This is a genomic window from Paraglaciecola mesophila KMM 241 (genome assembly GCF_000315015.1).
Lineage (GTDB): Bacteria > Pseudomonadota > Gammaproteobacteria > Enterobacterales > Alteromonadaceae > Paraglaciecola > Paraglaciecola mesophila.
This window is the reverse complement of the sequence record NZ_BAEP01000034.1, coordinates 1-10758: the sequence shown is the minus strand read 5'-3', so window position 1 is coordinate 10758 and position 10758 is coordinate 1. Positions and strand designations below refer to the sequence as shown.

Annotated in this window: 14 protein-coding genes; 9 read left to right on the top strand and 5 right to left on the bottom strand. The window is 43.0% G+C overall.

The features are described 5' to 3' along the window. Nucleotides 1–280 precede the first annotated feature (280 nt). From GMES_RS08405 to GMES_RS08390, 4 genes are all read left to right on the top strand, one after another. On the top strand, nucleotides 281–463 hold the full coding sequence (locus GMES_RS08405; protein WP_006992213.1) for a hypothetical protein: 183 nt from the start codon (nucleotides 281–283) through the stop codon (nucleotides 461–463). A gap of 248 nt (nucleotides 464–711) precedes the next feature. Continuing rightward, nucleotides 712–1773: a serine hydrolase domain-containing protein gene (locus GMES_RS08400; protein ID WP_006992212.1), complete on the top strand. Its 1062-nt coding sequence runs from the start codon at nucleotides 712–714 to the stop codon at nucleotides 1771–1773. Nucleotides 1774–2091: 318 nt separating this feature from the next. Next, nucleotides 2092–2319 carry a DUF6265 family protein gene (locus GMES_RS08395; protein ID WP_226990271.1) on the top strand — a complete coding sequence of 76 codons (228 nt, stop codon included), beginning with the start codon at nucleotides 2092–2094 and terminating at the stop codon, nucleotides 2317–2319. A gap of 252 nt (nucleotides 2320–2571) precedes the next feature. Next, a complete protein-coding gene (locus GMES_RS08390; protein WP_039986956.1) occupies nucleotides 2572–2868 on the top strand; it encodes a DUF6265 family protein in 297 nt (98 codons plus the stop codon). Nucleotides 2869–2998: 130 nt separating this feature from the next. Here GMES_RS08390 and GMES_RS08385 read toward each other — a convergent pair whose 3' ends face one another. The 3 genes from GMES_RS08385 to GMES_RS08375 all read right to left on the bottom strand — a co-directional run bounded on the left by GMES_RS08385 (nucleotide 2999) and on the right by GMES_RS08375 (nucleotide 5514). Beyond that, nucleotides 2999–4201 carry a patatin-like phospholipase family protein gene (locus tag GMES_RS08385; RefSeq protein ID WP_006992211.1) on the bottom strand — a complete coding sequence of 401 codons (1203 nt, stop codon included), beginning with the start codon at nucleotides 4199–4201 and terminating at the stop codon, nucleotides 2999–3001. 328 nt (nucleotides 4202–4529) lie between these two features. Further along, entirely contained in the window at nucleotides 4530–4871 is a 342-nt protein-coding gene (locus GMES_RS08380) for a 5-carboxymethyl-2-hydroxymuconate Delta-isomerase (protein ID WP_006992210.1), read from the bottom strand. Nucleotides 4872–4968: 97 nt separating this feature from the next. After that, on the bottom strand, nucleotides 4969–5514 hold the full coding sequence (locus GMES_RS08375) for a hypothetical protein (protein WP_006992209.1): 546 nt from the start codon (nucleotides 5512–5514) through the stop codon (nucleotides 4969–4971). Nucleotides 5515–5773: 259 nt separating this feature from the next. Here GMES_RS08375 and GMES_RS08370 point away from each other — a divergent pair, with 259 nt between their 5' ends. The 5 genes from GMES_RS08370 (at nucleotide 5774) to GMES_RS08350 (ending at nucleotide 9570) form a co-directional block, all read left to right on the top strand. Further along, complete coding sequence (locus GMES_RS08370) at nucleotides 5774–5980, top strand: twin-arginine translocase TatA/TatE family subunit (protein ID WP_006992208.1); 207 nt, start codon at nucleotides 5774–5776, stop codon at nucleotides 5978–5980. Between the two features lie 54 nt (nucleotides 5981–6034). Next, complete coding sequence (locus GMES_RS08365; protein ID WP_006992207.1) at nucleotides 6035–6469, top strand: Sec-independent protein translocase subunit TatA/TatB; 435 nt, start codon at nucleotides 6035–6037, stop codon at nucleotides 6467–6469. Further along, nucleotides 6466–7266, top strand: coding sequence for a twin-arginine translocase subunit TatC (gene tatC, locus GMES_RS08360; RefSeq protein ID WP_006992206.1), 801 nt, complete (start codon nucleotides 6466–6468; stop codon nucleotides 7264–7266). The genes GMES_RS08365 and tatC overlap by 4 nt, the downstream gene beginning before the upstream one ends. A gap of 172 nt (nucleotides 7267–7438) precedes the next feature. Next, nucleotides 7439–8893: a PhoX family protein gene (locus tag GMES_RS08355; protein WP_006992205.1), complete on the top strand. Its 1455-nt coding sequence runs from the start codon at nucleotides 7439–7441 to the stop codon at nucleotides 8891–8893. 116 nt (nucleotides 8894–9009) lie between these two features. Continuing rightward, nucleotides 9010–9570, top strand: coding sequence for a hypothetical protein (locus GMES_RS08350; protein WP_006992203.1), 561 nt, complete (start codon nucleotides 9010–9012; stop codon nucleotides 9568–9570). A gap of 89 nt (nucleotides 9571–9659) precedes the next feature. On the opposite strand, the gene GMES_RS08345 is transcribed toward GMES_RS08350, so the two are convergent. Beyond that, nucleotides 9660–10295 (bottom strand): hypothetical protein, encoded by a 636-nt coding sequence (locus GMES_RS08345; RefSeq protein ID WP_006992202.1) that lies wholly within the window; start codon nucleotides 10293–10295, stop codon nucleotides 9660–9662. Between the two features lie 10 nt (nucleotides 10296–10305). Beyond that, on the bottom strand, nucleotides 10306–10758 hold a 453-nt coding region (locus GMES_RS08340), incomplete at its 5' end, for a molybdopterin cofactor-binding domain-containing protein (RefSeq protein WP_039986953.1).

Here is a 10758-nt window from a genome sequence, read left to right as displayed (position 1 = left end):
ACTTTTATGGGGAAAGTTAGAGTCACATAAAAATCAAAAAGCAGCGACTTTGCCGCCAGAACATTGGTCTGTGTTTGTATTTTCGCCTATGTACGGTATCAAGGTGTTTGGCCGTATTTCCCAGTCTTTATATCATCTCGTAAGAAATTTAAAATTTACAGCGACTTAATAAACGTGTTAGAAAATAGAGAATAATAATATGCAGTGAATAGCCGTGCTTAAACACGTCGAATGCCGACTGATTAAGCTGTTAGATTGACTCAGGAGTATAAACGTATTTATGGATATCTTTGCCGTATTGTTAGCGGGCAGTATACCGCTTATAGGAATTATTTTAGCCATCATTTTTGTGGCTTCTCATAAGAGAATAGCAGTTGCCCAAGAGGAAATGGCAAATGCACATTCAGAAATAGCAAAACAATTGGCCAGTATTTCAACGGAATTAAGACATAACAATAAATAAGAATCTAACAAGGGTTTTCAAGTCGGAACAATTATCGTTAGCTTTTTGTTTGTAATTCCTCTTTTGTGCAGTATCAAGGTGTTTGGCCGTATTTCCCCAAGACTTTATGTCATCCCGTCAAAAATTTTAGAATCTACAGCGACTTAGTAAACGTGCTAGAAATAGAGAATAATAATATGCAGTGAATAGCTGTGCTTAATCACGGCGAATGCCGACTGATTAAGCGTTTAATTCCACAAGGTAGTCTGGTGTATAAATTAATTATAATAATACTATTATCCGTACCTTTTAACACACTTGCCGATACAGTGAATACTGACGATGAGCTATCTACAGCTTTAGAAAAAATTCGGATAAAAAATGATATCCCTTCTATGTCCGTAGCAATAATTACGTCAGGTGAAATAACGTATATTAAAGGTTTCGGTTTTCTAGATAAGAAGCAGGAAAAAGCGACGAATGAAGAATCATTATTTCGTATCGCTTCAATTACTAAGTTGTTTACTGCTCAAGCAATAATGCTGTTAGTCGAGAAAAATAAAATAGAGTTAAACGAAAAAGTAGGACGATATTTATCTAGCTTTAAAGAGAGTAGCATTACAATTAAGCAGCTACTTACTCACTCTTCAGGGATTAGCGATACGATTAAACCTGTAGGTTTTGAAAAGCAAAGAACGGTAGGGTCCTATTTGGGCTTAGTCAAACAGTCTTTACCAGAAAATAATGAAGGTAAAGATTTTGAATATAGTGACACTAATTTCAATGTATTAGGGGCGATCATAAGCTCTGTTTCGGGAGATAGTTATGAAAAGTACATTTATAACAATATTTTGAAGCCTAGCAATATGAAAGAAAGTGGCTATTTCGATAGTGAAAGTGCATATTTTTCTGAAACGGAACCAACATATAAAGGCAAGTTACTGGATAAAGCTGATCGGAGACCTTATGACCTATCGTTTAATCCAAGCGAAGGGTTAATTTCGAATGTACATGATCTAAGTCGCTGGCTTACATTAACACTTGCTGGTGATTCCTCTCTTCTGAACGCGCAAACTTACAAAGATATGTTAAAGCCCCAAGTAAAAACATCTTGGGGTGAACTATATATGGGGTTGGGTTGGCAAGTATACAAAAGTTCAAATGATCAAATTGCTAGGCATCCGGGTAGCATTAGAGGGTATAAATCACTTGTTCTTACTTACCCTGACAGCAAAAATGCACTGATAATCCTTACTAATTCAAGCAATACACCTCGATGGGAAATTGCAAAATTGATTACAAACACCTTAAAACAGAATGCTGAGTGGTAGTGGAACTTAGCAAGCTGTTATACGGTAAATTAACAGAACAGCCATGTTAATTATTAGGCGCATGTTTTGGCTGGTTATCTGATAGCTCGTTATTTTCTATCATGTCTTTTGAAGCAAACCGAAAGACTATACTTTTGCCGTTAGATAGATAAACGTTGTGTTGCCTTTGCTTGCTTTTGGGGCCTAATGATTCGAATGGGTTTAGTGCTTACAGCGATAAATTTTATTTTAAAGCGTTAGTTCACTGGTAATGCGAAAGTAAAAGTTAATGGTTAACGCCTTACTTGATAGATTTCGGTAAGTATTGAAGGGATAAAAATGATTAAGAAAAGTCTGCTTTGTTTACTTATGCTGGTTTGTTTTAATGTATTAGCTGAAGGCAAATTCCCAAACCTGATGTTCCTAGACGATAAGCAGCAATCACCTCGTGCAAATCTCACTGCGGTGAACTGGCTGACAGGCCATTGGCGTGGCGAAGCGTTTGGTGGGTTAGTGGAAGAGGTGTGGTCACCAGCGCTAGGCGGCAGTAATACCAATCCGCATTAATAAGTGACCGCCTCAGAATGCGTCCAGCGGTTTTTGATTAAGGCGTCGCTATGTAGTAATGGTTGTTCCCTTTCAAATAGTGAGAACGCAGAGCAAAAGCCGCTGGGGCATTCCTTGCAGGCGAGTTTTAAAAGGGCTTACACTGCGTTGCATGACTTCGAAAGAGAACAACTATTCATTCAGTCATGCGCCTTGTTTAAGCCCTTTTAAACTCTCGCTGAGTCATCACTTATTAACGTGGAATGGTATAAGATGGGCGCATTTAAGTTGGTGGTTGAAGGCCAAGTACAATTCTACGAAATTGAAACCATATCACAGGTCAATGATACGCTTATGTTCAGGTTGAAGCACTTCAATAAAGACCTAACCGGCTGGGAAAAGAAAGACAAAACGGTCGATTTTAAATTAGTCAAAGTCACAGACAATAAAATTTACTTCAACGGCCTAACCATTGGGCGGCTAAGCGACAAAGAGATCAATATTTATGTTGCCATTGAGCACGAGGGCAACACCGCCGAAGAAAATTTTTCATATAAACGGGTTAGGTAAATAGGAGGCAGAGAAAATGTGTCACTGCCTTTGTGCTACAGGTTTGTACTTGCACTTATAAAAACCTGCGAGGTCATTCGTTCTCTCCTTGAATGACCTTACCAGTTGGCTTCTCAAATATGAGTAATTACTACGCCGATAAGCGCTGGGGCATGGTAGCTTGTTGGTTTGCGACGAATGCTTCAAGCGCTAGCGCATCATATTCACCTGCTATCTCTTCAACTACTAATGTTTCAGGTGCGAGCTTTTTATGTAGAGCCTCAAAAGCGGTATCATCAAGGGGATCATAATCACTTGCCTGATTGCTCTGATCTAATCCCTCACTTTTTAAAGCATTTTGCCCTTGCAAGAAGGCTTTGCCAGCAGCTACGCCGATTTTGTGATCATGCCTAAGATCGCTGTCGGTACTGCCGAGCAGCTTACTGTGTAGCTTTTTACCAGCAAAAATCTGCACAATTTCCACGTCAGCTGGTGGATTAGCAATAAAGGCTAATTCTTGCTGATAGGCTTGTTCATGTTGCACCAAGTAATCAATGGTTTTCGGGCAGTAGCCTGCTTTACATACAACTGATCTGAGTTTGTGAACCCAAGCCGATTGTGCCTGAAAATGTGCATCCGCAGTGCGAATAACCACAATTTTACGCGCACCACGCTTATAGGCTTCAATCACAGGTAAAGGAGCTGCTAGGCCGCCATCGAGATAAAAGTCTGCTTGCGGCGTACCTGACTTTTGCCCATTTGCTAGGTCTGAAGCTGACTCGTTCGCTGCTTTCGAACCTGACTCATTGGCAGCTCTCGCGCCCAGCCAGGGCGTAAGTTTAACCCCATGTTTATATAAAAACGGTAGTGCGCTAGATGCCTTTAGCAACTCTCGCCACTGCTGGCTTTCACCCGTTGGGCTTAAAAAGTAGGGGTTACGATCTCGTGCATTAGTAGCGGTAATAAACAGCTCTCTTGTGCCTAAGGTGCGTTTAGCCATTTCAAAATCAAGTATACGGTTTGCTTCAGTGGTCTTATCAAAGTACCAATCTAAATCCACTATGTGTTTACCCACTAGGCCTCTGCCTAAGTGAAAAAAACGTTTATGCCGTGATAGGCCACGTATTAACCGTTTGGCGTAACCTTTCTGTCTTGCTAGGTAGCTTGTGAGGTTTTGTGAGCCAGCCGAGGTGCCAAAAAACATATCGAATGGGTCGTAGCCTTCATCAAGCCAGGCATCGAGTACACCTGCGGTGAATATCCCTCGCTGCCCGCCACCTTCTGCAATCAGCGCAAGCTTTGGCTGTGCTGAATTGTTCATGGAAATGGCGTTGGTTGAAGCTAGGGATTTCATGCTGACTTTCTCGCGTTAAGGTGGCAAATTTGGGTAGAAAATTTAATAACGCAATTCTAAACAAGCTCTTGGTATTGCGATAATTGAAAGAATCAATCGCTCTGATTCAAAAATGCAAATCTAAATGCATAGGCGTATAGGTAATAGTGCCTGTTGCAAAGGACCTTTGTTGTTCAAACGAGTGAAGGCAATTGGCGTATTAGAAAATAGCCACTATTTATAACTAATAACGGCTATTTTTAACTAAGGCGGGGAGGGCTTGATTCGCTAGGACGGGATCGAACGCTGTACTAAGCGCTCGTTTAAAGGATGTTAATCACACGCGTTATCAGAACGCAAAATCTACGAAACTTGCTCTGTGTATATCAACAATTTCTACCGATACAAACACACTGTTCAAGGTTAATTTTTTAAGCTCAGTTAACACAGCGTTTGAGATTTCACTTTTTTGCTCATCAGTACGTCCGCTTAAAATATGCGCCGAAATATGTAAAAAGTCTTTTTGCTTGTCGTGTAAACGAAAGCCACTGCGTTTTTCGATTCTGAGTTTTATCGCCTCTGGCGGAAAGTGACCGCTATTTTTAGCCCCTTCAAAGACGCTGTCCATTAGTGTTTCTTCACTGATTTGCTGCTCTAAAGATGCACTGTATTCGATAACAAAATTTGGCATTCAAGTTTATCCTCTTAAATCATTGAACTGTGTTTTCATCCGCAACGCTTTGTGTTCAACTCAGTGGCGATGCTTTTTGGACTAAGATGTTGCGCGGTTATTGATGTGCGTAACGCATTAGCCATTGCTGACGAGCGGTTCGCACTTCAGCGTCGGTTGGTGTGTCCCCGCCAGCTAGTTCGGTGGCGATTTTGTTGATGAGATTGTCGCGCTCAGCAATCAATTTATCGGCACTGTCGAATAAGTCTTGGGCTTGGGGAAAATCAGCTTTGATATCCTCGATGTAAAGCAAATCATAATAAGCTTGTTCTACGGCATCATTAAACATACTGCGCTGGGCTTGAAAAACAACGAAGTCTTTCGCCATATCAGACGCAATATAGTCAATGTCTTCTTGTGGCATATCAGCTTCTTTCGCCACCGCTAGGGCTCTATCCAGCCACTGGGAAATAGCCTGCTCGTCGTGCTCTTGAAACGCATTTTTGACCCCATCTACTAAATCAGTAGCGGTTAAGATTTGCTGTCGCGAAATAACCGGTAACTCTTGGGTTTGAGGAACTGGATTTTCAATTTGCCCTTGATTGGAAAGCCATAGGGTTGCCCCTACAGCGACTAAAACAACGAGGGCGATAATAACTTTCATGTACTTACCTTTTTAAATAGCGCCAATAAAAAACAAAGGTCAGGCGCACTGCTCTAGATTCGCCGATCGTATCACAGATGATTTGAGGAACATTTAAGAAAAATTAAACCTATGGAAAATTTGTATTCAATAGATAGGTTATCTAAAGCCGCTCCCAGTCGATAGACATGTTAAGTTCATATTTTTGTCACCCCTAGGTCATATTTCAGCGCCATTCTTTTTAGCCTATAACGTTAAACTTATTTTAAGGAATACGAGCATGAGCTTAAGTGTTTGGCAGTTAGTATTAGTGGCTTTGTTGTTTATTTTACTGTTTGGTCGAGGACGAATCCCAGCATTGATGGGAGATTTAGCTCAGGGTATCAAAAGCTTTAAACAAGGGATAAGCGACATTAACGAAACCGATGAAACCCAAAAAAACGCGTCACAAGAAGCCAAAATCAAAGATAAAATTACCAGTGAATAAGCAGGGCATATTTGCCTGTTAATGAAATATTCATCGGTAAAAGGGGAGTGGGAAATGTTTGATTTGAGTTGGTTAGAATTAGGTTTTGTGGCTGCGTTGGCACTGATCGTTATTGGCCCTAAAGACCTGCCAAAAATGTTCAAAATGGTAAGTCACGTTATCAATAAATCTAAGCGCATGATGAATGACGTAAAAGGGGGTTTTAAGCAGCTTGAAAATGAAATCAATCTTACCCAAAGGGACAATGAGACTGATTGGAAGACCTATTTGCCCAAAGAGATACAGCATTTACCCGATGATTTCACGCCCGGCACATTATCAGCTGAAGCGCACGCTGCACGTCGCCAGCACAATAACGAACAGCAAGAAATAACTAACGCCAGAATAATGCAAGCGCAGGCCTCTAACGAGACCTCTTTTCAAAACCAAGCTAGTGCAGATATTGATGGGCTTGCTAACACGGCTCAGCGTCAGGAAATGAGTAAATGAACACCACAGCAAATACGAAGAAGGTAGATAAAGCACCATTGCTGACACATTTAATAGAGCTACGCAGGCGCCTGCTATACTGTTTTGCTTTTTTTGCCTTGATGTTTGGCGTGTCTTACTTTTTTGCTGAACAAATTTATCAGGTGTTGCAACAACCACTTTTACAAATTTTTGGCCCAAATAGTGGCCGTAGAATGATATACACCGGTCTTCACGAAGCCTTTTTTACCTATCTAAAATTAGCCTTTTTCAGTGCAACCTTTTGTACCTTACCGATTGCCCTAATACAGGTCTGGAAGTTTATTGCGCCAGGTATGTATCAGAACGAACAAAAGGCGTTATCACCTTTATTTATCGCCACACCTATTTTATTTGTATTAGGTTCTGCTCTCGCTTTTTATGTTGTTATGCCATTGGCATGGGAGTTTTTTATTAGCTTTGAGTCTCTAGGGCAAAGCGATGGTATTAGCGTTGAGCTTGAAGCTAAAATGAGTGAATACCTAGCACTTGTGATCAGGCTTATATTGGCGTTTGGTTTATGTTTTGAGTTGCCGGTATTTTTATTGGTACTGGCCAAAGCAGGCGTTGTTGATGCCGACATGCTCAAAGAATATCGTCGACATGCCATAGTCGTGGTATTTTTTATTGCTGCACTGATTACCCCCCCGGATCTCATTTCACAAATTGCCCTTGGCGTACCGATTTTGCTGCTTTATGAGCTGTCGATAATACTAATTCAACGTACACAATCAGACAAAGAACAAACACTTCGCAAGCAAATGGATCAATCTATTTAGTTGTTGTTTTGTTGTCATATTAGCGCCATAAATATGCCACTAAACCATCTCGAAATTGTAAAAAAATCGCTACTAAAATGTAATCTAATATCGTTAATTTAATCTTCGCTGGGTTGCCGTCAACGCTCTGTTGAACCTTTGTATAACGAAAAATTAATCCTTAGGAGATACCATGTTAGACCAAGATTTAGAACCAGAAAGCGAAGAGAAAATCGAACCGGCATTTAGCCGCAGGCAAGTATTGAAAGGCGGATCAGTGGCTGCGGCAAGTACTGCATTTATGGCGTTATCCAGTAAAGCACAAGCGGCATCTCTGCCGTTTAGCAGCTCTTACGGTCCGCTGTTTCCTACTGCTGATAAAGCGACAGGCCTAATGTTGTTATCACTGCCAGAAGGATTTGAGTACACCTCTTACGGATGGACAGGTCAAGTTCAAGCCGACCGATTACCCACACCAACCGATCATGACGGAATGGGAGTGGCAGCCGTTAAAGGTAATGTTATTGCACTGGTACGAAATCACGAATGCTCGGAAGGAGAAGGCTTTCCTTCATCTCCCAGAGGGAATCGCGGTGTCTACAATGAGGCACAAAATGGCGGCACCTCAACTATCATGTTTGATGTACTAAAAGGTGAGTTTTTATCTTCGTATAACAGCCTAGGTGGAACGATTCGCAATTGTGCTGGTGGTGTTACACCTTGGGGGACGTGGATGTCATGCGAAGAAACGTTTCACGCTTGGAACGCAGGCCCTCAAGGCGTTAACCATGGGTATGTATTTGAAGTTCCGGGTTTTGGCATCTCTGACGGACAACCTATTCGTGAAATGGGCCGTTTCTCCCATGAAGCCGCTGCGGTCGACCCTGCAACAGGTTTTGTATACGAAACGGAAGATGCGGGCTCATCTGCTTTTTATAAATTTGAACCCGCCGGTCAGTGGGGAGATTTAAAGTCGGGCGGTAAGCTCTATGCGATGGTAGTGAACGATCAACCACGAGTTGACTTACGCGGTGGTCTAGTAGAAGGCACTGTGTGGGATGTGACATGGCAAGAAGTGCCGGATCCAGATGCCATGAGTGAACGTTGTTTCGACCAAGCATTTAATGCCGCGATCATTGAGCGTGGTGAAGGCTGCTGGTACGACGACGGTAAAATTTATTTCGTTTCTACCTCGGGTGGTGCAGCTAACCTTGGGCAAGTGTTCTGCTATGACCCCCGCAAAGAGACAGTCACCATTTTGTTTGAATCTCAAGATGCGCTCACTCAAGTTGATGGCCCAGATAACATAGCTATCAGCCCTCGTGGCAACATGCTGCTATGTGAAGATGGAGGCTCTAATCCTAAGCGCCTTGTGGGTTTAACAAAATCAGGTGACATCTTTCCGTTCGCTGAGAATAACATTGCGTTAGACGAAGCGGACTTAGCTACCATCGACAGCATATACCCTGGCACTCAAGCTAATTTCTGGGACTCAGTGGGGGAGTCGATTGACGGCAGCGCTCGTCGCAGTTTCACCAGTCAAGAATGGGCTGGAGCGTGTTTCCATGGCCGCTGGTTGTTTGCCAATGTGCAGTCACCAGGCGTCACGTTTGCTATCACAGGCCCCTGGGAAAACGGCGCGCTTTAAGCTTTTCAAGGTTACTGATGATTATCGCGCTGATGTTTCTCATCAGCGCGTTTTGTTAATCGTTCAAATGAAGTTTTATCACACCAATATTCGAATAAAAGAGAAGGATTAAAACAATGAAACGTTATTTAAATACTCTGTTAATGGCATGCACCTTATGTTTTAGCTCCCTGTCGTTGGCATCAATTATTGCACTACCCGCTGATGGTAACGTTAGTGATTCAGTGGTCGGTGACAGTGGTTGGACGAACGAAGACACCTTTGGTGACGCGCTCGATTTTGTGACATTTGATGTAAGTACTGATTCATTATTTTCCGTGAACAGCTCAGCATTAATCAATCTTGGTCTAAGTGTTTATCAAGGCACGGTGGTGAATGACTTCGGTATCCCGTTTGCTAACGGTAGTGATTTTAGCGATTTGTTTAGTAATTTAAGCTATGTCGCAGGTAACAATCCGTTTGTACCAGGGATTGGCGGTACGTTAACTGATATATTATTAACCGCTGGCTCATACACCTTAGCTGTTGGCGGAAACGAAGGGTTCTTTGATATCTTCACAGATTATGCTTACAACCTAAGCGTAACGCTGGATGAAGTGCCAGTCTCTGCGCCGGGCACAATATTCATATTAATGCTGGGTTTGATAGGTATTTTTACCACACGCAAGCGCGTTTAATACAGACTGCGCCTGTAAAATGACACAGGGGAGTGATGACTCCCCTAAAGCCAGAACACGCCGTTTTACTGCCTATTTTATGGGCTGTATTACTCTGGGCAGGGGGCGCCAGCATTGGCCCAAAGTGTTACAAAGTCGGCGGTTTCTTTTGCTGAATAGGGTGCGGGCTCTCTGCCAATACCTGGGTCCCAGCCCCAATGGACTAGTTCGTCTTCTGCAATGTGATGAGCCACTTCTTCTAGGGTGCGACCCCCGTTACGGGCGGGATCCTTAATTTGCTCGCATATCTGATTTGAACTTTGTTGCCACCAGAGCATTTCTACAGGAGCAAGCATCCAAACGGGTGCGCCCGGGGGGCCATGGGGCTCATCTGAATTAGTGTGCGCATGACAGGTGCTGCACATCACGGTCTCAACACCGATACGACTCTGCCCACCTGAGATATTCATGCCGTGTACGCTGGTTTTGCCGTAATTTGGACCAGACCAGCGGGGTAGATTGTCGTCGGGTACATGACAATTTGCACAGCGTGGGTGGGAGAATACTTCGTAGATCTTATTCCAGGTTTGTGCTGCCTGACTGTCTACTGGATCAAGGCTGTCTATCCGCTCAAGGCTGTTTACCTGCTCAAGGCTGTTGTTTTGCGCCGAGGCGTCAAAAACAAACGACACCCCAGGCAAAAGAATAAGAGCAATGGTTTTTAGCATGATTGATTTCAATTGCATTATCTTGCTCCTACACGAACTGTACTTGTTTATTAAATGGCATTTCGCGTATGCGAAGGCCCGTTGCCGCATAGATGGCATTGGCAAGCGCGGGGGCTGCAGGCGGTGTACCCGGCTCGCCGATGCCGCGAATACGTTCACCGTTTTCGAGTATTTTGGTGTGTATAACAGGGGCCTGGTGCATACGGATCGCGTCATAATTGTGAAAATTAGTCTGCTGAACCTTGCCGTCTTGCAAGGTGATTTCGCCCATCATAGCCGCCGCTAAACCAAAATTAACTGCTGATACTAACTGCGCCTCGATATTCCGTGAGTCAATGGCAATACCTACATCGGCGGCAACATACACATTCAAAATTTTGATCCCCTTTGGTGTATTAACCACCTCTATGATTTCAGCCACTGGCACCCCAAAAGAGGTCACAAGTGCCACACCTAAGCCATGATTTTCTGGCAGGTTACG